This window comes from Acinetobacter sp. WCHAc060042 (genome assembly GCF_003231195.1).
Lineage (GTDB): Bacteria > Pseudomonadota > Gammaproteobacteria > Pseudomonadales > Moraxellaceae > Acinetobacter.
This window is the reverse complement of sequence record NZ_QKVN01000010.1, coordinates 62762-86250: the sequence shown is the minus strand read 5'-3', so window position 1 is coordinate 86250 and position 23489 is coordinate 62762. Positions and strand designations below refer to the sequence as shown.

Below are 23489 nucleotides of genomic sequence, written 5' to 3'. Positions count from 1 at the left end.
GTTAATACACGATGCCATTTTTTGGTTTTATTCCATCGACTGAACTTTTACAGACTATTCAAACTGCTCAGCAGAAGAAAGACTCAAGTGAACCTTTATATCCACTTCGAGACAAAACAGCGCTACTGATCAATGATGAAATTATTGATGCCATTTTGACTGAGTTAGTACGCCGTTTTCCACCAAGTGATAAACGTGACACAGCTGAAAAGCTGGCTGGCTATATTAAGTCAACGGTTGCGGTTTTGTTGAAGCAACTTTTAGGAAAATCATCGAATGATGTGGTTCAAGCATCAATTCAGTTTTCTGAAAAAAGCTTGTTTAAAGATGCTGAAGGTCAGTTCCGTGTGGGTGAAGCATTAGATGCAAGCTTAGTGACCAGCCTCAAATATAACTATGCTGAAATTAAAGCAGGCAATGAAGTAGATAAAGCCGCGTTAACCGAACTGTATAAACAGTTTGCTGAAGCGACTGTACGCCACTTCATGAATGACTTTAATAAAACCCTCGATTTAGGCATGATCAAGCGTAAAGCAGCAGATATCGGTTCTGCGGCTGTCATTAAAGCGGTTCATATTGCAGCGAATAAAATCATCCCAAATTTAACCAAAGATGAACTTTTAGCTTTAGCTGAGTATCACGACACTTTATTTCATGCTTAAAGACTAAAAGCCTTTCGCGACTTTTCAGATCAAATGACTCTATTTATATAGGGTCATTTTTGTTTCTAAGCTGTAATTCCTTACGTTTTGTATAAATGCATACTTTTGCCATAAAGTCTTCAATAAAAAATGGGCTTACATGTAGATACCGAGCTTTTTATATCAATGAGTAAAACTTGACTTATACCGTCACACTAAAAAATCTATGAAGCTCTATCCTGTTTTCCTTGATCTGCCTTATATATAGGCTGAGTTTGTCTTTTTTTGTATCCCTATTTGCCCGCTTTAGTACAGACAGTGTTATCTTAAAGCCTGTCCAAACTAGACTCTGTTCACAAAAATTTCGACATAATATAAATGCGTAGTTTAGAGCTTCGCTCTATTCGCTTTGGTCCACGGCCCATCATGACTCTGGAAATTAGACTTCTATGTTAAATTTAAACTTTTATAACAAAGTTAAACGTTTACCTTTATTGATTGGCGCTTTGTCAATCACCAGCTTTTGCCAAGCCAACGATTTCGCTTCTCATCCTGACTATATCAGCTTCAAGCAAAAAACCATGCAAAACTATGGACTGTCTGCTGAACAAGTCGATTGGGCCATGAATGGCTCTAAAAACTTGCCCAATATTATTAACATTATGAATCGTCCAGGTGAAAGCAAACCGTGGTACGAATATAAAACCAACTTTATGGCTGAAAGCACCATTCAACGTGGTGTCCGCTTTAAAGAACAATATGCGGATACCTTAAACCGTGCCGAACAACAATTTGGTGTACCCCAGTCCGTCATTCTCGGCATTTTAGGGGTAGAAACAGGTTTTGGGAGCAATAAAGGTAATTTTGTGACTCGTGATGCCTTAGCGACTTTAGGTTTTGGTTACGAACGCCGTAAGCAATATTTCCAAGATGAACTCAGTGCATTAATCGCGTGGAGCTATAAAGATGGCGTACCAACCAACTCGGTTGTAGGTTCATACGCGGGTGCGGTGGGCTACCCACAATTTATGCCAAGCAACATTCCAAAGTTTGGGGTGGATTATGACGGTAACGGTCATGTCGATTTACGAAATTCAGCAGTGGATGCTATCGGCTCGATTGCCAACTATTTAGCAAATCATGGCTGGCAACGTAATCAGCCAATTGGATTCGCAGCTCGCTATAGTGGTTCTAATCCTGAATCTGTGATTGCCAAAGATTTAACTTTACCGACGCCTTATGGTGTGCTGAAAAATCAGGGCATTCAACCCACCAATCCGATTGTGAAAATTGATGATTTAGATATGGTGAATGTGATCCAACTACAGGAAAACTATGGGCAAAGTTATTACATTACCTACCCTAATTTTCAGGTGATCACAACCTACAATAAGAGTCGTATGTATGCGACTGCGGTGTGGCAGTTAGGGGCTGAAATTGCTAGCCGATAAGGCTAGCTTTTTACTCAAGATTAAAATGTCAACAAAAAAATATTTAAAAATGATGTAAAATTCGGCATTTTTAATATTATGTTACAATATTGATTATTTTTTAATCAAAAAGCGTTCAGTTTATGTAGTTTTTATCATTATTTTAATTAAACACTAGACATGCTTATGACTGCATGAATATTATCCATTTCGTCAAATGCTGTTGCAAAAGTGAATTAACAGGCAAGTTTTTTTATCTTTCAGCCACTTAGTTTAAAGAAAAAAGCGTTGTCTTTTGGAGTTTATAAATGCAGTCATCACTTAAATATATACTGGCCATTGCCTCGACCATCGTGCTGAGCCAATCGCAAGCAGAGATGGTTCAGTCATCATTTACCAATGATAATGATAACTCTCGTCTAGCTGCACGTGTCTTAAATAAAGATGCTCAAGGCTTCAACTCACACTTCTCAAATTTAAATAGCCTTTCAATCACTGAACGTTCAGGCGATAAAATTCGCCGCGAAACAATCGCTGCAAAAATTGAAATCCCTGAAGAAGAGCCTTCAGTGATTGAAAAGTTAAATACTGTTGCATCAAATACAGTACGTAAGTTTAGCCAAACCGGTATGGCCTCTTGGTATGGTCGTCAGTTCCACGGTCGTAAAACTGCAAGTGGTGAGACATTCGATATGAATGCATTAACTGCTGCACACCGTAGCCTGCCACTAAACTGCTATATCCGCGTAACGAATAAAACCAATGGTAAAAGCGTTGTGGTTAAAGTTAACGACCGCGGTCCTTTCCACGGTAACCGTGTACTTGATTTATCTTACGGTGCAGCAAAACAATTGGGTATTACTAATTCAGGTACTGCAAAAGTTAGCATTGAACGTATTGATGGACCAAACTCTTAAGATTCAGACCTACAACACGTATTTGACAGTAAAGCCACAGTAATGTGGCTTTTTTAATACCTAGTCTTTATACAAATAACTGCAGATGATCCTTAGCTGTTCTAGCTTGATGCTTTAACATCGCTCAAAACCATGTTTACATCGAATAAAAAAATCCAATCGCTCCAGTTTTTGAGTTGGCTGTGCTCACAATCTTGGTAACTTTGTAGGTTTAGCCGAGCTAATGTGTTCTTAATTCATTTTTTGTATATTCAAAGCTATTTTTCATCCACTTTGAAGCGTGATTTTATCTATTCTCGAATTCAGAGCTATTTGACAAATTCGCATGTGAATTCAGCTTCTTTTTTACGATATGGCAGGCGTTATAGCTCTACTGATTTTTGTATAAATAGAAGCATTTTATGCTCACAAACGCTAAAGAAAATGCTGTTCTTTCTTCAAAGTTCTCAAACACCCCCTCATTTGCTCAATTTTCAATATTTTCATATTCCCAATCAAAGCTACGTCAAATTGCTAAACAGTGTAAAAATCGCAAACAGTGCGCATTTATAGCAATACAAATTTAAAAGCGATGAAAAAGATCAAACTCTTGCACTTTTTCATCCATTTTTCGGTCTTTTATGGGTCTATTTGCTCATGAAATGCTAAAAATCGAATAACAGATTCAGACCATAAAAAAATCCTAAACTGAGTAAAATACTGAGCAATAACTTTCTGGTCAAAAGGGTGATCAACAAGGTAAAAATTGCCCCATAAAAATAGCTATTTTGAAATATCCCTTTCCACTGTGAACCCTCAAAAAAAACCAGTGGCAAACAAATCGAAACCATGAGACAAGGCGCTGCATATTTCAGCATGCGTGTCGCAAATTTAGGAAGTCGAATTTGAGTTTTAGGCTCTAAAAATAAATACCGATTAAAAAAAGTCACACAAGTTAAGCTAAAAACAAATAACCAAGTCATCTTCAGCACTCCGAACGATCAAACATCGCAGCAACCCACATACCTGTAAAACCGGCTAACAAGATGGCTGATTTCGCACCCAACCAACTCAACAGCAAAACAGTGAGTGATGATGCAATAACACCGTAAATTGCAGCTCTATTTCGGATCAGCATTACCGCCATCACCAAGAACACCACCACTATTGAAAACTCCAAATGTAGATTTGAAAGATCAGGCACTGTATTTGCAAGCAGTATGCCGACTAAACTAAACCCTACCCAACAGACATAAAAACTGAATCCTGCCCCCAACATATAAGCATAAGATGGCTTTTGTTTTAGCATTGCGGTGGCGTAGAGTTCATCGGTCAGCAAAAAACCAATACTGAGTCTCCGGCCTAATGACCATGGCTTCACCTCTTCTCTTAAACTCAAAGCATAAATAAAATGCTGACTAGTCAGAAAAAATACCGTCAAAATAATGCTCAGCAAAGATGCACCTGTCATCAGCATACTCAAGCTGACCAATTGAGCAGCACCAGCAAATACCAAAGCTGACATTCCCACAGCTTGCATCACACTCAATCCCGCATTAATCGCAGCTGAGCCAGCCAATATTCCCCATGGAATCACAGCAACAGACAGAGGTAGCATGTCCTGTACGCCCCGAAAAAAACTTAGACTTTGTGGTTGTATCGCTTGTTGTTGCATGAAAAACCCTATGATTTCTATCCATAGGAATTAATATGCAAGATTGAGGAAATGACTTTCTTGTATGAAATTGCTGTTATTTTAGATTTTATGTGCCATATATTGTGCTGGTGTACAGCCCAATACCTTTTTAAAATGACGTGTGTAATGACTCTGATCGGAGAAGCCACACAGTTGTGCTACTGTCGCAATCTCACAACCTTGTTTTAGTAAAGATAATGATTTACGTAAACGAAACTGTATCAACCATGCGTGAGGTGGAAGTCCAGTAAACTTTTTAAATTGACGTAGTAAATGCCAAGGGCTCATCCCCACCACAGCCGCCAACTCAGTAAGTTGGTGCTCTTTTTCTGGTTCGGCTTCGAGTAACTCCTGAATCAGCACGACCTTACGCTGCGCTTCAGGTAAATCTTTTAATGTTTTCCTAGACTGGCTATAACGACTTAATAAATATGCTAAAGTTGAAATATACAAACTCTGCTTGAACAGTATATTTTTAGGCTGCAATAACAAATCAAACAGTAAATTCAACTGCTCTGCCAGTCCCTCATCATGCACCACAGCTTGTGGAAACCACGGCATAGTACCAGTTTCATGAAAGAAATCCTGACTAATAGCTTGAATCATTTCAGGGGTCGGATAAATTGCTCGATAACACCAACCTGTTTCAACAGCAGATGAACCCGTATGCACCTCATCCGCATTGACTAAAATAATATCGCCTTGCGGTGCAATATGCTGATTTCCTGTGCGTAAAAAAGATTGCGCACCTTCATCAATCAAACCAATGCAGTAGCCTTCGTGCGTGTGTTTTGAAAACTGAGTATGTTGATAGGAGGCTTTTAACATCTCAAGACCACCAAGTTCTTGAACATGATGATAATTTACAAATTCACTGGATCTGATTTTGTGCATGAGTTAGCTTCTCCTGAACCACTCAGCATACTGTGATTCAGTAAAACGTATAGAACAAAATTGCTCTATTACTGATAGGTTTTTCCTTGATGCTTTAACCAGCCATCCACATGACGTTGCTGTGGATCACGATGCGTCCAGTGAATGACCCCACCTTTTTCACTATATTCATATTCCCCATTAAAACTGACCGTATCCCCTTTTTGCAAACGATCAATTCTTGGAGCTAGATCAATATTATGCGCAACTAAAACTGTCATATTATTCGGCAACGCTAAAATAAACTTTTGATGACGAGAGCCATCATTGTCATCTTTCAGTACAGCCACCACTCGCCCTTGAGATTGAACTTGAACATTACTTTTTTGGTTTTGAAAGGCTTGAGCAATTTTTGCAGCATCATCAGACCCAGAGTTTTGCACTTCCCGATGTGTAGCCGATCTTTCTAGATTGGATGATGAAGTTGAAGTATTAAGCTGTTTTTCTTGAAGATCAATCCCAAAATATGCAGCAACCAAAACCACGATCACTGCACCAATACCTAAATTTGTTTTATTTGCCATGTATTTTTCCTTTATTTCGTTTTTATTGTATAAAAAAAGCCCCAATGGGGCTTTTTTTACTCAAAATAATTTTTCAATTATTTTGCAGCAGCTTGAGCAGCAGCAACTTCTTCAGCGAAAGAAAGTTCAGCTTTCTTCTCAATACCTTCACCCACTTCAAAGCGAACGAATTGAGCAACTGTAGTACCAGTTGACTTAAGCACATCAGAAACTTTTTTGTCGTTGTCGATAACGTACATTTGGTTCTCAAGTACAACTTCATTTAAGTACTTTTGAACTGAACCAGTTACCATTTTCTCAACGATGTTTGCAGGCTTACCAGATTCAATTGCTTTTGCTTCAGCAATTTCTTTTTCTTTAGCAATAAGCTCAGCAGATACGTCAGCTTCTGTTACAGCCACTGGGTTGAATGCAGCAACGTGCATTGCAATACCTTTACCAGTTGCAGCATCACCTGCGTAAGATACAACAACACCGATTCTTAGACCGTGTTTGTATACTGCAAGGTTGTCGCCTTCAACGATTGTTGCACGACGAACTTGGATGTTTTCACCGATTTTTTGAACAAGAGCGATACGCGCTTCTTCTACAGTTACGCCATCTGCAAGTTTCAATTCAGCAATTTTAGCAGCATCAGTTTCACCAGCAGCTAACGCAGCAGCAGCAACTTGAGCAGAGAAACCAGCAAAGTTTTCGTCTTTAGCAACGAAGTCAGTTTGACAGTTTACTTCTAAAAGGATTGCTTTATTGCCTTCTTGAGCAATTGTGATTGCACCGTCAGCTGCAATGTTACCTGCTTTTTTAGCCGCTTTAGCTTGACCAGATTTACGAAGGTTATCAATCGCTAGCTCGATGTCACCATTCGCTTCTGTTAATGCTTTTTTACATTCCATCATTGCAAGACCAGTACGATCGCGCAATTCTTTAACCATGCTTGCTGTAACTGCAGTCATGTCAATCTCCTAAAATACGGTAGAAAATGAATTCTTTTTAGAACAGAAACGGCCCAGAGCTATCTCTTGGGCCGTCTGCATACATGACGCTTACTTTGCCACCATCACATGTCGCAAAAATGACAAGCTTACGTCAAACGCATTAAGCCTCAGAAGCAGGTGCTTCTTCGCCTTTAGCTTGTGCATTTGCTTGTGATTGAGCATATTCTTTACCAGCAAGAATCGCATCAGCCATAGCAGAAGCATAAAGAGTAACTGCACGGATCGCATCGTCGTTACCCGGAATAACGTAGTCTACGTTGTCTGGGTTAGAGTTTGTATCAACGATACCGATTACAGGAATACCAAGGTTTTTAGCTTCTTTGATTGCAATAGCTTCGTGATCAACGTCGATTACGAATAATGCGTCAGGTAAACCACCCATGTTCTTAACACCGCCTAAAGCGCGTTCAAGTTTTTCCATCTCACGAGTACGCTCTAAAGCTTCACGTTTAGTAAGCTTAGCGAAAGTACCATCTTGAGATTGAGTTTGAAGGTCTTTAAGACGGTTGATAGATTGGCGAAGTGTTTTCCAGTTCGTCAACATACCACCTAACCAACGGTGATCAACATAAGGTTGACCAGCACGTTGTGCTTGTTCACGGATGATGTTAGAAGCAGCACGTTTAGTACCAACAAACAATACTTTATTCTTTTTGCTAGCAAGGTTGTTAACAAAGTTCAAAGCATCATTTAACGCAGGAACAGTGTGCTCAAGGTTGATGATGTGAATTTTGTTACGCGCACCAAAGATGTATTGACGCATCTTTGGATTCCAGAAACGTGTTTGGTGACCGAAGTGTGCGCCTGCTTGAAGAAGGTCGCGCATGCTTACGTTGTAATCTGCCATTTTCTTTACCTTAAAGTTTGGGTTAGGCCTCCATATATCCGCATCCTCCACCCCAAAGGGCACCCAGAGAAATGTGTCGATATATGTGCGGATTTTTAAAGCCCATTCATCACTTTGACATAAATATATTCACGAAAAAGCATTTGATAAAATGGGCGGCTATTTATACCATAGTCACACACAAATTTCCAAAAGTTTTTAGAGATCATGAACAGTACTTACGAAGCACCCCGTCGACTCATCAAAAGCGCTGAAGACATCGAAAAGATGCGTGTCGCTGGACGACTGGCGGCTGAAGTCTTGGATATGATCAAGTCACATATTAAACCAGGTGTAACTACACTTGAGTTAGATACGATTTGTCACGATTATATTGTCAATAAACAAGACGCTATTCCAGCATGTTTAGGTTACGGCGCAGCGCCGGGTCGCCCTGCGTTCCAACATGTGATTTGTACTTCAGTAAACCATGTGGTCTGTCACGGCATTCCGTCAGATGCAAAAGTGTTGAAAAAAGGCGATATTTTAAATATTGATGTGACGGTTATTAAAGATGGTTTCCACGGCGATACCAACATGATGTACATCGTGGGTGGTGAAACCTCTATTCTTGCGAATCGGTTATGTAAAGTAGCACAAGAAGCGATGTACCGTGGAATAGCGACAGTGAAGCCAGGTTCGACCATTGGGGATATTGGTCATGCCATTCAACAATATGTCGAATCAGAGCGTTTTGGCGTGGTGCGTGAATACTGTGGTCACGGTATTGGGACTGTGTTCCATGACGAACCTCAAGTCTTACACTATGGTCAACCCAACTCAGGCATGATTTTAGAAGAAGGCATGACCTTTACCATTGAACCTATGGTCAATGGTGGTGACTGGAAAACCAAACTATTGGGCGATAAATGGACAGTCGTCACCAAAGATCATAGTTTGTCAGCACAATACGAGCATACCATTTTAGTGACTAAAACAGGCGCTGAAATCTTAACAGCGCGTCCTGAAGAAGATTTATCTCGTTTTCAAGCTTAAATGCTGTCATTGGCATGAAATACAATGCCGACTGTCAAAAAGACCACCACATGGTGGTCTTTTTTATGGCGGGTTAAACATTTTACTTTACATTTATTTCTTAATTTACAGCTAACTAGTTGCTGTAACACCTGAATATCCATGTTCAAACAGGATCAGTTTTCTGTAACAAAGCGTGCAACTAAGTAACACGATCACACAAATCTCATTTTGACATTCACAAATGTCAAAAACACATATCCTTTAAAAACAACAGCTTTATTCTAATTGCAAGCTTAATAATACGCTCTATAAAAACGAATAGCTCATTGGACATGGAGTCCCAAAATGAAAAAAACATTGCTTTGCGTAGCAACGTCTATTGCTACCTTACCTATACTCACGCATGCAGATTCACCTTATTTTAGTCTACAAGATGGTGATGGATTTAAACGTTTCTCTGTATCTGTCGGTGCTTTACATGTTATGCCACAAGGTAAAGCCCAACCCTTCCGTGTCAATACAGCCGTTAAAGAAGGTGAGACAGCAACAGTCGGAGATGTCCAATCCCAAACGGTAAAAGACAATTTAAAAGAGGGCTTTACCCCCTCACCAGTCTTACAAGTCGCTCTGAATACTTTAGATACCATTCCAAGTGCCTTGAGTGGCACAGCCGAAATTCACGGCCTAGAAAGCTGGGATAATCCGGGTACTGGTTTAGAAGCTGATGATGTTACAACGCTTGGCATCATGACCAACTACTTCTTTACCGATAATATTTCTTTTGAAATGAAAGCTGGGATTCCACCTAAAGTTGACTTACAAGGTAAAGGGAAAATTTATGCGCCTTTTTCTGCGATAGCGAAACCCTTAGGCGGAGTGTTTGGAAACCTAGAACTTGAAAATGATATTTTCATTACTGACTTAGAAGCAAATGGTCCAGCAGCATCAGCACGTGCATGGACACCTGCTTTCGAGTTCCAATATCACTTTGGTAAAACGGGGGTAAATAAATTCCGCCCCTATGTTGGTGTTGGGTTGATGTACGCTTACTTTAATGAGTTGGAAATTAACCCGCAAACAGAGAAAGATCTCATTGCAGCAGGTCATATGATTGCCAATATTAAAGAAGGTAATGCAGGCGCATCACTTGAGGGTAAAACCAGTTCAGCGGACCCTAAAGTGGAGTTGGAAGCAACCGATGCTTTTGCTCCCATTGCAACCGTTGGTTTCACTTATGACTTTAATGATAAATGGTTTGCAGTGGGTTCTGTATCTTATGCCCATCTTAAAAATGAAACGACTATTACAGTAAAAGATGCCACGCATGGCGAGTTGATTAAATCAAAAGCAGATATCGAAATTAACCCGATTCTTGCCTATGCAGGCCTAGGTTATCGCTTCTAAGCTTACATATTTGAACCTCAAATGCTCCATGAGGATTATGATGAATCATGGAGTGTTATGAAGATGCACATCATCAAATCATTTTAGAATATGCATTTTTATGATGCATTTTTATTGACCATTTTTTCATACGAATTATTTTTGATCATTAAATCACATCCACAAACTGTGATTAAGACACTCCCTTCCCCCAACGAAAATGTTTAAACATCCCACTAAAAACGCGTTCTATCGCCAATAAAGCCGATTTTTTTCATTTATTTTATGTGTTGGCATACTGTTTGCTTTTTAGACAACATGAGAAATCAACGTAGATTCCTCAACTATATAGACGGCCAAAGATGTCCGTTCTGATCGGTTTGCAAATTATCTTTTATTTGCAATCACTTTTACGTTCAGTTCAGGGGATGGCTTATGTCTTCAACAATTAATCGCGAAGCAAAAAAAGCAACACAAATAAAACTCTTTAGTTTCTCCACGCCAGCAATGCGCGCTTTCCATATGACTTGGCTCGCATTCTTTGTTTGTTTCTTCGCATGGTTTGCCTGTGCACCGCTGATGCCTGTGATTAAAGGCGAATTTAATTTAACCAAAGACCAAATCGCGAATATTAATATTGCTGCGGTTGCCATTACCATTATAATCCGTCTTATTGTTGGTCCATTATGTGATAAATATGGCCCTAGAAAAACGTATACAGCACTTCTAATATTAGGCAGCATTCCTGTGTTTGGTGTTGCTTCTGCCAATACCTATGAATCATTTTTATTCTTCCGCTTGCTGATTGGTGCAATTGGAGCAAGTTTTGTTATTACCCAGTATCATACTAGTGTGATGTTTGCACCCAACGTAGTAGGTACTGCAAATGCTGCAGCTGCTGGCTGGGGCAATGCAGGTGGAGGCGCAACTCAAGCATTAATGCCACTTATTCTGGGTGCAATCCTAATGTTTGGTGTTGAACAAGCAATGGGCTGGCGTATTGCTCTCCTTGTACCAGGGATTATGATGGTGATCGTTGGGATGCTGTATTGGAAATTTACTCAAGACTGTCCACAAGGGAACTTTAAAGAACTTCGCGCTCAAGGAATCGAAGTGGGTAGCGGTAAAAAAGGTGGAACAGCAATTTTACTTCAAGCTGCTCGTAACTACCGTGTATGGATCCTATTTGTATCGTACGGAGCATGTTTCGGTATTGAAATTTTCATCCACAATATTGCAGCAATGTACTATACCGATCACTTTAACATGGGCTTAAAAGAAGCAGGCTTAGCTGCTGGTATCTTTGGTTTACTTGCATTATTTGCACGCGCTTTAGGTGGTATCGTATCTGACAAAGTTGCTATCTCTAAAGGTCTAGATGGTCGCACTAAAGTACTATTCTTATTGGTTTTACTTGAAGGCTTATTCTTAATCGTATTCTCACAGATGAATACAGCAATGCTTGCCATTATTAGCATGACCGTTTTCGCCCTGTTTACCCACATGGCATGTGGTGCAACCTACGCTCTGGTTCCTTTCATTGATCGTGATGCTCTAGGTGGTGTAGCAGGCATTATTGGTGCTGGTGGTAACGTGGGTGCTGTTGCTGCAGGCTTCTTACTTAAAGGTGTATTAGATGTTCAGACTTGCCTGTTTATTTTAGGTGGTTTGGTCACTATAGCTGCATTTAGCGTAATTCTAATTCGCTTCTCAGTTGAACATAAAGCAAAAGAAAAACAATTATTTGAACAAGCCGTCTTAGAACGCAACAGCCTCGCCTCTTAAACTTTCATGCCTTTTCTAGGGTGATGGCGAAGACACACCATCCCCCTAACTTTCTAAACTTATCTTAAAAAAATCAGGGGAATTTCTATGAAATTACGTACTCTCTCTGCGCTTTCACTTGCCTGCATTTCAGCAACGACATCCTATGCAGCCGATAACTTTTTATCACAAACCAAGTTTTCACTAGACACGCGCTTACGCTATGAAATGGTAGATCAAGATAATAAGCTTGATAACGCAGAAGCTTTTACTCTCCGCATTCGTCCTGCACTACAAACAGGCAGTTGGCATGGATTAAGCGGCTTTGTGCAAGGTGAAGGAACGCTTGAACTTAATGATCATTTTAACAGTACACGTAATGCTGAAACAGCTTATAGCAGTGTACCTGACCCTGAAAACCTACAATTAAATCAGCTTTATTTAAAGTATGTTTATAGTCCTAAGGCCGATTTAACGGTTGGTCGTCAAGTAATTAATCTAGATAATCAACGTTTTGTGGGTTCTGTTGCATGGCGTCAAAACGACCAAACTTTCGATGCAGTCAGTTTAAATATTAAGCCAACACAGCAGTTGGGCTTGTATTATGCATACATAGATCAGGTCAATACCATTTTTGGAAGCGAAGAGCCAAAGCCCAAATATGTAGCCGCTCAAGATGGCGAACAAGACAGTGAAATTCACTTAATTCAAGCCAAATTTAATTACAATCCACTATTGAATGCTACAGCTTATGGTTATTTCATGGATTTTGAAGACTTACCAGCGTGGTCAAATCAAACCTATGGTCTACGTTTAACAGGCAAAAATAAAAATTTACGTTATGTGGCTGAATATGCCAAACAATCTGAATATGCTGACCAACCAACATCTTATGATGCAGACTATTATACCTTCGAACTTGGCTATAACGTAGGTGCAGCTAAACCATTAGGTGAAATTGCAATTGGCTACGAAGTCCTCGGAAGTGATGACGGAAAAATTGGCTTTCAAACCCCTTTAGCAACGAAACATAAATTTAATGGTTGGACAGATGTTTTTCTCAATACACCTGCAAATGGTCTAACTGATTTGTACCTCAGCTCAAACCTTAATATTTTAAAGCAAGGCAAGCTAGGTACGGAATATCACCATTATCGTAGCGATGAAAAAAATATGGATTATGGACAAGAGTTTGCTGTGTCATTTACCCACCCTCTTCCACTCAAAGGTTTGTCCGCACTCGGCAAATTTTCAAGCTATCAAGCTGAAGACTATGGCGTAAATACCGATAAATTCTGGTTACAACTCGATTATAAATACTAATTTCATCTGAATATCGAGTTCTCATTCAATTTAATCCTTTGCCTACTTTTGTTTAGCCCAAAGTAGGCAAAGTTTCTGTTTAAACATGCACTACACATCTCATTTTCCTTTCGATGCACCACAGTTCTGTCTGGCTCAGTTTACAAATGAGATATGTAAGCATCTTTTCCCTTTGGAAGCAGGCTAATTGATACATTCAGGTCAGGGCAACTTCTGCCTAATGACCCAAATTTTTTATAACACTTTTCAAATAATTCATTCAAATATCGAATTACTTCGATATATTACGTACAATAGCGACTATTCTTATCTTCATTGCGCATCTAACGTATGTCTCAGAGTCAATTTTCCAAACCTTTGATTTATATGCTCATTGGCAGTGCCATGATTTTGGCACTTTCACTCGGTGTTCGGCATGGTTTTGGACTCTACCTTGTTCCTATGAGCAATGAATTTGGTTGGGGACATAATGTTTTTAGTTTGGCTATTGCCATGCAAAACCTGATTTGGGGCGCTGCACAACCCTTTACAGGGGCCTTAGCTGATAAGTACGGGTCTAAAATTGTCGTAGCTATTGGCGGTGTTCTGTATACCATCGGATTACTCCTGATGGCGATCAGCTCCACAGGTTGGCTACTTAACCTAAGTGTCGGCCTTATTTTAGGTTTAGCATTATCTGCCACCTCTTTTTCGGTACTCTTGTCTGCGGTGGGGCGTGCTGCACCACCTGAAAAACGTAGCCTTGCTATGGGGGTTGCCAGTGCAGCAGGTTCGTTTGGTCAGTTCATTATGCTGCCCTCCACTCTGCTTCTACTACAAAACTATGGCTGGTCGGCGGCATTGGTCGTGAGTGCCATTTTGATCGCATTTATTGTGCCCTTAGCCTGGATGCTCAAAGCCCCTGCTTTTGTTGTAGCCAATGCACCAACCAACCAAGTTCAACTCAGCTTTAAAGATATCCTCATCATTGCTAAAAACCATAAACCGTTTTGGTTTTTAGCACTCGGTTTTTTAGTATGTGGTTTCCAAGTTGTGTTTATTGGTATCCATTTACCTGGGTATTTGATTGATCATGGTTTTAATGCCACCACAGGAACAGTGTTTTTGGCATTGGTCGGTTTATTCAATATTGTCGGCACATATACCGCAGGTTGGCTAGGCGGTAAATATTCCAAACCGAAGTTACTCATGGGTTTATATGGGCTCCGTGGCATTGCGATTATTGCCTTCTTATTGCTACCGCTGAGCACACTCACCATCTATAGCTTTGGCGTAGTGATGGGTTTATTATGGTTATCTACCGTGCCTTTAACTAACGGTATTGTGGCCAATATGTTTGGCATTAAGTACCTGAGCATGTTGAGTGGCATTGTGTTCTTTACCCATCAAGTCGGTTCATTTTTCGGCGGCTGGTTAGGTGGTGTGAATCATGACGTTACAGGTAATTATGACTTGATTTGGTTGTTCTCTATCGCCCTGAGTGTGTTGGGTGTACTGGTACATTTCTTTGTCGATGAAAAGGCGGTTGTCCATGACTAATTCATTTTTATGGCTGAAGTGTAGTATTGGTCTTGCAATGGTTGCACTATTCGGCTTATCCATTGCTCTTTGGTTCAATACGCCAGACCTGTTTGAGTATTTTAATCAGGCATTTTGCGCACATTAAATCTGCACATTTTGAACTACATATTTCGTTTTAAATAAAAAGTAAAATAATCATTGCTTTAGCATTTTTCTCATAAGCTTAGAATTTCTTTTAATTTTAAGCTTGTACATATATTGACTACATTTTCTCTAGACCCCATATCTAGAGAAAATAATCAACATGACCGCATTAACCCAACTTTCACAAGCAATTCATGATGCCCCACGTTGGCATCAACCTGAACAATTTCAAAACCCAGAAGAAATACACATTATCCCACTTGCGAAAGAAGCCTTAGGAGCGGTGGTTTTGGGTTTAGATGCCCGTAAAGCCCAAGCAGGAGAAACCATCTATCGCTTAAAACAAGCTTTGGCTGAACACCTGATTTTAATTTTTAAAAATCAAACTCTGGATGATCTACAATATTTAGCCTTTGCCAGTTATTTTGGCTCTATTTTTCGCCCAAGTGCAGACAATCCGGTACTCGCCAGCCAGTCCGACACAGGCGTCCCCCCCGATGTGGTTCCTGTCTCTAATGCAGTTGGGCAAGGCGACTACACAGGTCACGGCGAACTCACCCCACATGCCGATCATCAATGGACGCCTCTTCCCTCTTTTGGCTCTCTGCTCTATGCTCTTGAGCTTCCTCAAGATGGCGGACAAACATCGTGGTTCAATACCATCAAAGCCTATGATGCACTATCAAATGATGTCAAAAAGCAGATCGACCAGCTACAGTTGATTACCTATAACCCATTCGTCCGTGCGCAGAGCAATACAGGCAATTCGGGTTATGCAGACTCACCTTATTATCGTTTTAAAGATCAACCGATTTTAGGGCATGCCTATCCACATCCTTTAGTCCGCACACATCCAGAATCTGGGCGAAAAGCACTTTGGTTAAATACGCGTTCGGAAGTTGAATTGGTCAATGTCGATGATACGACAGGCAGTGAATTGATTGCTGAACTTCGTGCGCACATATTGAAACCAGAGTTTCGTTATGAGCATCATTGGGAAACAGGTGATATTGTTTTTTGGGATAATCAAGTGACTTTGCACTCACGCCGCCCCTTTCCCGTCGATCAACGTCGCTTACTGAAACGGATTAGTCTTGCTGGTGGACGTCCGTACTAGACAATACCTAAAATGAATCATTCATTGGCATGACACTAAAATGTCACGATTCTTTTAGATAATGTGTGAAAAAACCAATAAAAAAGCCCATCAAACAATGTACGACTGATCAGTAAATGCATTTACTGTTGGGCTATTCTGAACGGAGTCTTACTGTTCTAAATCAATTTTTGGGAGTTCGCTCTGTTCTTTTGTTTAGCCAAATGAGAGGCGAAGCTTCGCAAGGAAAACATTTGTCATCCGCAAAACCTGTTCACTTGCGTCGTTTGAACAACTTTTGTTAAAAAAAAACAGCCCAAGCTAAAAGTTAGACAGGTTGCGGATGACGCTTCCGCGTATCTGATAAAGTCTAAAAGAAAATGCCAGTCAGTTTCTGAACTGACTGGCATTACAACTTTTAAGTTGGCTTTAATGGCTCTATGGCTTAAGCATTGCGTTTCGCAAAGTCATCCATAAAGTTCACAAGTGCTTGAACGCCTTCTAATGGAACCGCGTTATAAATACTTGCGCGCATCCCACCAACTGAGCGGTGACCTGCAAGATTCAACAAATGGTTTTCTTCAGCTTCTTTAAGGAATAACTTCTCTAGATCAGGATTTGCCAAAGTAAATGGTACGTTCATAATCGAACGGTTTTGCACAGCAATTGGATTTGCATAGAAATCGCTTGAGTCAATATAACCATACAGCAGATTTGCTTTTGCAAGGTTCACTTTATGAATTGCTTCGACACCACCTTGTTCAAGCAACCACTCAAACACCAAACCTGATAAATACCATGCATAAGTTGATGGTGTATTCACCATTGAATCATTCTTCGCTTGTGAAGAATATTTCAAAATACTTGGAATTTCAGGTTTAGCTTGATCTAGCAGATCTTCACGAACAATCACTAAGGTTAAACCCGCAGGGCCAATGTTCTTCTGCGCACCTGCATAAATCATCCCAAATTGAGTAACATCAACTGGTGCAGACAAAATACTTGAAGAGAAATCTGAAACCAGTGGAGCATTAGCTTTTGGAACACTCGCAAACTGAAGACCACCAATGGTTTCATTGTCTACATAGTGCACATAAGCCGCATCTTGGGACAAATTCCAAGTGCTTGCGTCTGCAATCGCTAGTTTTCCATCAATCTGCGTGCCCGCTTCAACGACATTGATATCACCATAGCGCTGCGCTTCTTTTAACGCTTTTTCAGACCAAATTCCCGTATGAATATAATCCGCTTTGCTGTTTTTACCCAACAAGTTTAAAGGAATCGCAGAAAACTGAAGTGATGCTCCCCCTTGAAGGAACAATACCTTGTAATTTTCTGGAATGTTCATGAGTTTGCGTAAGTCTGCCTCTGCTTTTTCCGCAACTGCAACATAGTCGTTACTACGGTGGCTCATTTCCATGATGGAAAGACCCTTGCCTTGCCAATCAAGAATTTCAGCTTGAGCTTTTTCTAAAACGGCAGTAGGTAATGCAGCAGGACCAGCACAGAAGTTGTACGCGCGCATGATTTTTCCTTTCAAAGTGAAACACAATAAAATGATGGCATTTAACCACAGATAGACGGGGCTTGCAGTAAATTCAACGGAAAAATTTCAATGTTGTCTCACCTTTACAGTCAAAAATTCAATCAAGATCAACACTCCAATTTTAACGAACCATAAGCCACATCCCCTACAGAAAGGTATCAGCCATTTATCTACGCCAAGGCAAATGCATTTATTTTGTGTAAAAATATCGCTAATCTATTGATATACATTTGCAAATTAAACAATTCAATAACTGAGTCAACATTCAGCATAACTAGATTATGCGTATAATGTGCAAAACATAGAAAAGAGTCGTGTCCATGCCACAAAGACTATCCAACATGCTTAACACACCGACCAACAAATTCTCATTGCGTATATCACTGCCATCAATCTTATCATTCAGCATGTTAGCTTTTAGTTTTGGCACTAACTCTACTGCTTTTGCAGCATCCATCAGCTACCAGCAAGCTGAACAAAATGTGTTACAAGATTCTTATAGCACACAAGCCACTCAAGCCTTGCAGCAAGCGTCAAAACTTGAAGCTGAAGCAGTAAAAGGCTTGGGGTTGCCTCGTGTCGATCTGAACGTACGTGCTTATGCCTTTCATAATGAGCTTGATATACCGCTTGGAGCACTCAAAAATAATTTAGAACAAACACTGTCTGATGGTGTAGCCACACAAATTGATCAATGGCAAAATTCAAACCCTAATTTAGGCGATTTAAGCGGTCTACAACAAGGTATTGATCAGACCATCCATCAAGGCGTAGGACTGATTCCAGACAGTTCACAGGTCACTTTAGAAGATCAAGTCATTCGCCCGAGCATTTCAGCAATGATGCCACTTTATACAGGTGGATTAACCTCAAGTGCAAAACAAATCGCCAACATTAAAGCCAAACGTAGCGAACTCAATACAAAACAACAGCAAGACCTACAACGCTTTGAATTGATTCAAGCCTATTTCAATGTTCAACTGCAACAGCAACTATTGAGCTCTAGTCAATATAATTTGCTGTCCATGCAAAAACATTACAACAATGCACTCAAGCTTGAACAACAAGGTTTTATCAGTAAAGGGCAACGCATGCAGTTTGAAGTGGCAAAAAACAATGCCCAGCGGAGTGAACAAGCGAGCCAATCCAATTTAAAAGCCAGTTTATTTCAACTGAATAATCTCTTACAAAGCAGCCAAATTACAGAATTAACCACACCATTGTTCATTAACAGTACACAAAATCAAGATTTGAATGCACTACTCAAATCGTATACAGATCACTCTGCTTTAGTACAGAAAATGCAAATGGATACGCAACTGGCTCAAGCCAATGTTAAGGTACAAAATGCCGCCAAAAAACCGCATATTTTTGCCTTCGGTGAATATAGTTTAGATGATAAAAACAACTGGATTATTGGTTTAGCCGCACAGTACAATCTGTTCTCAGGCATTGATAAAAATAAAAATGTCCAAGCAGCAGAGTTACAACGCTATGCTTCTGAATTGATGACAGCACGAACCAAGCAAGAAATTGAAAATGTAATTTATAAATCGTATAGCGAAGCCACCACAGCGCAGCAAAGTGATCAGCTATTGCAGCAAAATATAAAAGCAGCGCAAGAAAATTTACGTATACAAGAACTGTCCTTTAAAGAAGATATGGGTACCGCCACTCAGGTGATTGATGCACAAAACATGCTGAGTGCTCTAAAAGCAGAAACTGCACTCAATGCCTATAAATATGTCATGTCACTGGCAACATTATTACAGAGCCACGGTTCGATTGATCAATTTCAAACCTATCTTCTACAACCCAATACACGATTTATTCGTTAATTCTTTGATGAGAGCCATTTAATGAATCAAGATCAAAATCAGCCCGATCCACAAAAATCTGAAACAGTAGAAGATCAAATAGCGCCCTCACAAGATGAGTTAACAACAGAGCAACGAGAAGACCAAGCCCAGACTAAAATAAATCAGGATAATTCATCATCAGATACGACCGACACACATCAAAAGTCAAAAAGAATTAAAGTCCTCGGCACAGTAGCACTCATCCTAGTTTTGGGCGTAATTGCTTTTGGTCTTTGGAAAGCCTATCAACAACCTAAAACTGTTGATATTCAAGGCCGTGTTGAAGCTGAAACGCTTCATATAAGCACCAAAGTACCAAGCCGAATCGAAGAAATTTATGTGCATGATGGACAAAAAGTCACTAAAAACCAAGAACTCGTTCGACTGTACAGCCCAGAAGTTGATGCAAAAAAACAACAAGCTCTTGCCAGTTTACAAGCCGCTTTAGCACTACAATCCACCGCTGACCGTGGTTCTCAGGAAGAAAATATTGCCAGTTTGTATGCCAACTGGCAAGCGCTCAAAGCACAGCAAAACTTAGCGCAAACCACCTATCAACGTGGGGCTAACTTATACCAACAAGGTGTTATTTCACGCCAACGTCGTGATGAAATGCATGCTGCTGCTCAGTCTGCGACTCAAATGACAGAAGCGGCATATCAACAATATGAACGTGCACAGCGTGGCAGTACACCACAACAGAAAAGCTCAGCCGATGCACAAGTTCAAATTGCAAAAGCAGCAGTTGCAGAAGCGAATGCGCTTGAAGCCGAAACCAAACTACTCTCGCCAATTAATGGCACCGTATCTAAAACTTATGGTAAGCCCTCCGAGCTAGTAGCAATGGGTGTGCCGATTGTGAGTATTATTCAAGATCGCGAGCTTTGGGTGTCACTCAACGTTCGTGAAGACCAATATGCCAACATTTACCAAGCAAAACAAATTCAAGGCTTTATTCCAGCCTTAAACCTAAACGCCAACTTTGATATTAAAAGTATTGATGCCGAAGGTGAATTTGCAACCATTAAAACCACCCGTCAAACAGGGGGCTACGACATTCGCAGTTTTAAACTTCATTTAACCCCTACCCAAGACATTCCTGACTTAAAAGTCGGCATGAGTGTGCTGTTTAAAGTCAAAGAGAGCAAATAATGCTAATTGGGCTACTGCGGGAACTGAATTATTTACTTAAACATAAGTGGGATTTATGTTTAGTTACGCTTGCCCCACTGTTTATTATCGTGTTGTTTTCCAGCATGTTTGCCCAAGGCAAGCCTGAACATTTACCTATTGCAATTATTGACCAAGACCAAAGTGAACTGAGCCAAAATATACAGCGCTACTTAAGACTCAACCATACTTTAGATGTCGCCATCATCAGCGATCAAAACACAGAAGTCGAAAAGTTACTGAACCAAACCAAAATTTGGGGCTATGTCAGTATCCCCAATGGTGCCGAACAACGTTTTGTGCAAGCTAAAGATGCTGAAATCAGCATTGCCTATAACCAAAGTTACTTTAGTGTGGGTAACACCATTTCATCAGCCATGTTAGTCAGCACAGTTGAAGCCATGGCAGACTATGCTGGTGAAAGTTATTTAGAAAATATCACTCCTTACTTAGATATACCGACACCCCACGTTAAAGTTTCGACCTTATATAACCCAAACTTGAGTTATGAGTTCTATTTAGAACCCTTTATGATTCCTGCGATTTTGCATTTACTACTCTGTTGCTGTGTCGCATTCTCAGTTGGTCAGGAATTTAAGTTCCAGACAGCACAAAATTGGCTAAACAAACAATCGGCTTTTACAGCTATTCTTTCTAAAAACCTGACCTATGTACTCATTTTTAGTCTTTGGACATGGGCTTGGATGTTTTGGTTAATCGAAATTCGTGGTTGGTTTGTTGCAGGTCAACTTTGGTTGATCATGCTGGCACAGCTTTTATTTTATAGTGCCTATGCCTTAATCAGTAGCAGCATTGTTTTAGCCACCAATAATTTATCTAAAACCTTTGGTTTAATTGCGGTCTATGGAGGCTCATCACTCAGTTTTGCAGGAGTGACCCTCCCCTTAAATAACGCGCCACTGTTTACCAAATTCTGGGCCAATATTATCCCTTATACACCCTATGCCAAACTACAAACCGAACAATGGGTCATTGGTAGCCCAATCAGCTCATCACTGTTGCCTTTATTCATTCTGATCCTTTATGTGGTCTTTTACGCTGTGACCTCTGTCCTACTGCTCAAAAAACGGATCAAAGGAGTAGCGTCATGAAGTTATTTTTGCACTATTACCTCAAGACATTTAAAGACATCATTGCCAATCAGTCGATTCTAACCACACTCATCCTCTCAGTGATTTTTTATAGTGTTTTCTATCCGACTGCCTACAAAGCACAACAAGCAGAAGCTTTGCCCATTATAATTGTGGATGAAGAGCAAAGTATTGTGACGAATAACATTATTCAACAGGTTTCGCTCAGTCCAAATGTTGAAGTTAAAGCTGTCACAGGCAATTTCCTTGAAGCTGAGAACATGATTAAACAGCAGCAAGCCGATGGCATTTTGCTTTTACCTGAGAATCTTTCCAATAGTCTTCGGCATGGAGAAGTCGGTGGAATTGGACTATATCTCAGTGCAGCAAATTTTTTAAAAACCAAGCAAATTGGATTAGGGCTCGCGACCTCAATTGAAAATGCTGTACGCGAGCATGTGGAAAAATTTGGTAATATCGCGCACTTCTCACCCTCTATTTCTATTCATCAAACACCGCTGTTTAACACCATGTCGGGCTACGGCAGCTATATTTTTCCAGCGATAGCCCCGTTGATTATTCATCAAACCATCGTGCTTGGTTTAGGCATGTTATTGGCTGGATATCGCGAACAAAAATGGCGACCAACGACAACTGAGTTTTTTGCTATTTTTTCAGCCATTTTGACCATTGGTATGCTCGGTTGTTTATATCTATTCGGTTTTGTTTACTGGATCAATGACTACCCACATGGAGGGAATTTTAGCGGCATGCTACTGGCTGTACCGATTTTTATAGGCTGTATCGTGGCTTTAGGCATGTTGATTTCAACATTTTTCGATATGCCTGAGCGTGCAGGACATGTCATTGTATTTACGTCTATTCCGCTATTTCTACTCTCAGGTACAGCATGGCCACATGCTGCAATGCCAACATGGATACAATATTTAGGTCACATTTTACCTTCCACCCAAGGGATTCAAATGTTTATCCAACTCAACCAAATGGGTGTACCAACTGCTCTTGTTCTCCCCAAACTCCTATACCTATTTGTGTTTGGTCTGGTATGTTCAGGTCTTGCCTATTGGCGTCTAAGACACCGCTAAACACCGATGCCTCAAATACTCTAGTCTCAGTTGTTAATCCGTTGAAGCCCCATAAAGTTTCACGTCAAAACTACGAATTTTTGTACTTCCGCCTGCTTTGTCAAAACCAACATCATACTGAACTAGGTTTTTATTGCTATAAGCATATTCATACGTTACAGCATATAAGCTCGGTTTTGCTGTGGATTTCTCAATGTGTTTCGATACAATTTTTTGAGTCGTAATAGCTTGTTTAGGAATGGTTTTTGCGAACTTACGCATGTCTTTTTCATGAGTTTTAAATTCACGCTGTAACTCTGGCTCAAAATAAGTATAGAGCTGTGGAAAATCACCTCGAGTAAAAGCTTGATAGGCGTCTTGAGCCACTTTTTCCTGTACAGGACTCGGATTTGGAATTGAGTCTAATGCTTTTTGTCCCAATTTATCACAAGCTGTTAAAGCCAATGCACAGCCTAGTATCAATAATTTTAGCTTCATAATCTTTCCCAACAATCGCTGTATTGTTTG

At 40.2% G+C, this 23489-nt stretch carries 22 protein-coding genes; 14 read left to right on the top strand and 8 right to left on the bottom strand.

Features of this window, described 5'->3' with window-relative positions:
* The first annotated feature begins 11 nt into the window (after positions 1-11).
* From DPG01_RS06305 to DPG01_RS06295, 3 genes are all read left to right on the top strand, one after another.
* Positions 12-662 carry a hypothetical protein gene (locus tag DPG01_RS06305; RefSeq protein ID WP_004695843.1) on the top strand — a complete coding sequence of 217 codons (651 nt, stop codon included), beginning with the start codon at positions 12-14 and terminating at the stop codon, positions 660-662.
* Positions 663-1090: 428 nt separating this feature from the next.
* Entirely contained in the window at positions 1091-2092 is a 1002-nt protein-coding gene (gene mltB / locus DPG01_RS06300) for a lytic murein transglycosylase B (protein WP_086207963.1), read from the top strand.
* Between the two features lie 287 nt (positions 2093-2379).
* Positions 2380-2988: a septal ring lytic transglycosylase RlpA family protein gene (locus DPG01_RS06295; RefSeq protein WP_086207964.1), complete on the top strand. Its 609-nt coding sequence runs from the start codon at positions 2380-2382 to the stop codon at positions 2986-2988.
* A 644-nt stretch (positions 2989-3632) separates the two neighbouring features.
* Here DPG01_RS06295 and DPG01_RS06290 read toward each other — a convergent pair.
* The 6 genes from DPG01_RS06290 to rpsB form a co-directional block, all read right to left on the bottom strand.
* The gene (locus DPG01_RS06290; RefSeq protein WP_110974522.1) at positions 3633-3950 is read right to left on the bottom strand and encodes an AzlD domain-containing protein; all 318 of its coding nucleotides are present in this window, start codon (positions 3948-3950) and stop codon (positions 3633-3635) included.
* Positions 3951-3952: 2 nt separating this feature from the next.
* Complete coding sequence (locus tag DPG01_RS06285) at positions 3953-4642, bottom strand: AzlC family ABC transporter permease (RefSeq protein WP_171327364.1); 690 nt, start codon at positions 4640-4642, stop codon at positions 3953-3955.
* Between the two features lie 81 nt (positions 4643-4723).
* On the bottom strand, positions 4724-5557 hold the full coding sequence (locus DPG01_RS06280) for an AraC family transcriptional regulator (RefSeq protein WP_110974520.1): 834 nt from the start codon (positions 5555-5557) through the stop codon (positions 4724-4726).
* A 68-nt stretch (positions 5558-5625) separates the two neighbouring features.
* On the bottom strand, positions 5626-6120 hold the full coding sequence (locus tag DPG01_RS06275; RefSeq protein ID WP_110974519.1) for a DUF3465 domain-containing protein: 495 nt from the start codon (positions 6118-6120) through the stop codon (positions 5626-5628).
* 77 nt (positions 6121-6197) lie between these two features.
* A complete protein-coding gene (gene tsf / locus DPG01_RS06270; RefSeq protein ID WP_086207970.1) occupies positions 6198-7073 on the bottom strand; it encodes a translation elongation factor Ts in 876 nt (291 codons plus the stop codon).
* Between the two features lie 142 nt (positions 7074-7215).
* On the bottom strand, positions 7216-7962 hold the full coding sequence (rpsB, locus tag DPG01_RS06265) for a 30S ribosomal protein S2 (protein WP_086207971.1): 747 nt from the start codon (positions 7960-7962) through the stop codon (positions 7216-7218).
* A gap of 207 nt (positions 7963-8169) precedes the next feature.
* On the opposite strand from rpsB, the gene map reads away from it, so the two are divergent.
* The 7 genes from map (at position 8170) to DPG01_RS06235 (ending at position 16231) form a co-directional block, all read left to right on the top strand.
* Entirely contained in the window at positions 8170-8997 is an 828-nt protein-coding gene (gene map, locus DPG01_RS06260; RefSeq protein WP_110974518.1) for a type I methionyl aminopeptidase, read from the top strand.
* A 327-nt stretch (positions 8998-9324) separates the two neighbouring features.
* The gene (locus DPG01_RS06255; protein ID WP_110974517.1) at positions 9325-10383 is read left to right on the top strand and encodes an OmpW/AlkL family protein; all 1059 of its coding nucleotides are present in this window, start codon (positions 9325-9327) and stop codon (positions 10381-10383) included.
* Between the two features lie 414 nt (positions 10384-10797).
* Entirely contained in the window at positions 10798-12147 is a 1350-nt protein-coding gene (locus DPG01_RS06250; protein ID WP_110974516.1) for an MFS transporter, read from the top strand.
* A gap of 87 nt (positions 12148-12234) precedes the next feature.
* Positions 12235-13449, top strand: coding sequence for an alginate export family protein (locus tag DPG01_RS06245; RefSeq protein ID WP_110974515.1), 1215 nt, complete (start codon positions 12235-12237; stop codon positions 13447-13449).
* Positions 13450-13779: 330 nt separating this feature from the next.
* Positions 13780-14988 (top strand): MFS transporter, encoded by a 1209-nt coding sequence (locus tag DPG01_RS06240; protein WP_086207976.1) that lies wholly within the window; start codon positions 13780-13782, stop codon positions 14986-14988.
* Complete coding sequence (locus DPG01_RS19010) at positions 14981-15115, top strand: hypothetical protein (protein ID WP_265735888.1); 135 nt, start codon at positions 14981-14983, stop codon at positions 15113-15115. Before DPG01_RS06240 ends, DPG01_RS19010 begins: the two co-directional genes overlap by 8 nt.
* Positions 15116-15274: 159 nt before the next feature.
* Positions 15275-16231 (top strand): TauD/TfdA dioxygenase family protein, encoded by a 957-nt coding sequence (locus DPG01_RS06235; RefSeq protein ID WP_110974514.1) that lies wholly within the window; start codon positions 15275-15277, stop codon positions 16229-16231.
* Positions 16232-16655: 424 nt separating this feature from the next.
* Here DPG01_RS06235 and serC read toward each other — a convergent pair whose 3' ends face one another.
* The gene (gene serC / locus DPG01_RS06230) at positions 16656-17735 is read right to left on the bottom strand and encodes a 3-phosphoserine/phosphohydroxythreonine transaminase (RefSeq protein WP_110974513.1); all 1080 of its coding nucleotides are present in this window, start codon (positions 17733-17735) and stop codon (positions 16656-16658) included.
* 428 nt (positions 17736-18163) lie between these two features.
* On the opposite strand from serC, the gene DPG01_RS06225 reads away from it, so the two are divergent.
* The 4 genes from DPG01_RS06225 to DPG01_RS06210 are packed head-to-tail and all read left to right on the top strand — an operon-like array spanning position 18164 to position 22982.
* The gene (locus DPG01_RS06225; RefSeq protein WP_228156970.1) at positions 18164-19594 is read left to right on the top strand and encodes a TolC family protein; all 1431 of its coding nucleotides are present in this window, start codon (positions 18164-18166) and stop codon (positions 19592-19594) included.
* A gap of 21 nt (positions 19595-19615) precedes the next feature.
* On the top strand, positions 19616-20767 hold the full coding sequence (locus DPG01_RS06220; protein ID WP_110974511.1) for an HlyD family secretion protein: 1152 nt from the start codon (positions 19616-19618) through the stop codon (positions 20765-20767).
* Positions 20767-21897: an ABC transporter permease gene (locus DPG01_RS06215; RefSeq protein WP_110974510.1), complete on the top strand. Its 1131-nt coding sequence runs from the start codon at positions 20767-20769 to the stop codon at positions 21895-21897. The genes DPG01_RS06220 and DPG01_RS06215 overlap by 1 nt, the downstream gene beginning before the upstream one ends.
* On the top strand, positions 21894-22982 hold the full coding sequence (locus tag DPG01_RS06210; protein ID WP_110974509.1) for an ABC transporter permease: 1089 nt from the start codon (positions 21894-21896) through the stop codon (positions 22980-22982). Before DPG01_RS06215 ends, DPG01_RS06210 begins: the two co-directional genes overlap by 4 nt.
* Before the next feature lie 33 nt (positions 22983-23015).
* On the opposite strand, the gene DPG01_RS06205 is transcribed toward DPG01_RS06210, so the two are convergent.
* Positions 23016-23459 carry a DUF3887 domain-containing protein gene (locus DPG01_RS06205; RefSeq protein WP_086207983.1) on the bottom strand — a complete coding sequence of 148 codons (444 nt, stop codon included), beginning with the start codon at positions 23457-23459 and terminating at the stop codon, positions 23016-23018.
* Positions 23460-23489: the final 30 nt, after the last annotated feature.

Coding starts and splice junctions, on each gene's coding strand:
- DPG01_RS06305 (WP_004695843.1), top strand. CDS start 12: ATGCCATTTTTTGGTTTTATTCCATCGACTGAACTTTTACAGACTATT.
- mltB (WP_086207963.1), top strand. CDS start 1,091: ATGTTAAATTTAAACTTTTATAACAAAGTTAAACGTTTACCTTTATTG.
- DPG01_RS06295 (WP_086207964.1), top strand. CDS start 2,380: ATGCAGTCATCACTTAAATATATACTGGCCATTGCCTCGACCATCGTG.
- DPG01_RS06290 (WP_110974522.1), bottom strand. CDS start 3,950: ATGACTTGGTTATTTGTTTTTAGCTTAACTTGTGTGACTTTTTTTAAT.
- DPG01_RS06285 (WP_171327364.1), bottom strand. CDS start 4,642: ATGCAACAACAAGCGATACAACCACAAAGTCTAAGTTTTTTTCGGGGC.
- DPG01_RS06280 (WP_110974520.1), bottom strand. CDS start 5,557: ATGCACAAAATCAGATCCAGTGAATTTGTAAATTATCATCATGTTCAA.
- DPG01_RS06275 (WP_110974519.1), bottom strand. CDS start 6,120: ATGGCAAATAAAACAAATTTAGGTATTGGTGCAGTGATCGTGGTTTTG.
- tsf (WP_086207970.1), bottom strand. CDS start 7,073: ATGACTGCAGTTACAGCAAGCATGGTTAAAGAATTGCGCGATCGTACT.
- rpsB (WP_086207971.1), bottom strand. CDS start 7,962: ATGGCAGATTACAACGTAAGCATGCGCGACCTTCTTCAAGCAGGCGCA.
- map (WP_110974518.1), top strand. CDS start 8,170: ATGAACAGTACTTACGAAGCACCCCGTCGACTCATCAAAAGCGCTGAA.
- DPG01_RS06255 (WP_110974517.1), top strand. CDS start 9,325: ATGAAAAAAACATTGCTTTGCGTAGCAACGTCTATTGCTACCTTACCT.
- DPG01_RS06250 (WP_110974516.1), top strand. CDS start 10,798: ATGTCTTCAACAATTAATCGCGAAGCAAAAAAAGCAACACAAATAAAA.
- DPG01_RS06245 (WP_110974515.1), top strand. CDS start 12,235: ATGAAATTACGTACTCTCTCTGCGCTTTCACTTGCCTGCATTTCAGCA.
- DPG01_RS06240 (WP_086207976.1), top strand. CDS start 13,780: ATGTCTCAGAGTCAATTTTCCAAACCTTTGATTTATATGCTCATTGGC.
- DPG01_RS19010 (WP_265735888.1), top strand. CDS start 14,981: ATGACTAATTCATTTTTATGGCTGAAGTGTAGTATTGGTCTTGCAATG.
- DPG01_RS06235 (WP_110974514.1), top strand. CDS start 15,275: ATGACCGCATTAACCCAACTTTCACAAGCAATTCATGATGCCCCACGT.
- serC (WP_110974513.1), bottom strand. CDS start 17,735: ATGCGCGCGTACAACTTCTGTGCTGGTCCTGCTGCATTACCTACTGCC.
- DPG01_RS06225 (WP_228156970.1), top strand. CDS start 18,164: ATGTTAGCTTTTAGTTTTGGCACTAACTCTACTGCTTTTGCAGCATCC.
- DPG01_RS06220 (WP_110974511.1), top strand. CDS start 19,616: ATGAATCAAGATCAAAATCAGCCCGATCCACAAAAATCTGAAACAGTA.
- DPG01_RS06215 (WP_110974510.1), top strand. CDS start 20,767: ATGCTAATTGGGCTACTGCGGGAACTGAATTATTTACTTAAACATAAG.
- DPG01_RS06210 (WP_110974509.1), top strand. CDS start 21,894: ATGAAGTTATTTTTGCACTATTACCTCAAGACATTTAAAGACATCATT.
- DPG01_RS06205 (WP_086207983.1), bottom strand. CDS start 23,459: ATGAAGCTAAAATTATTGATACTAGGCTGTGCATTGGCTTTAACAGCT.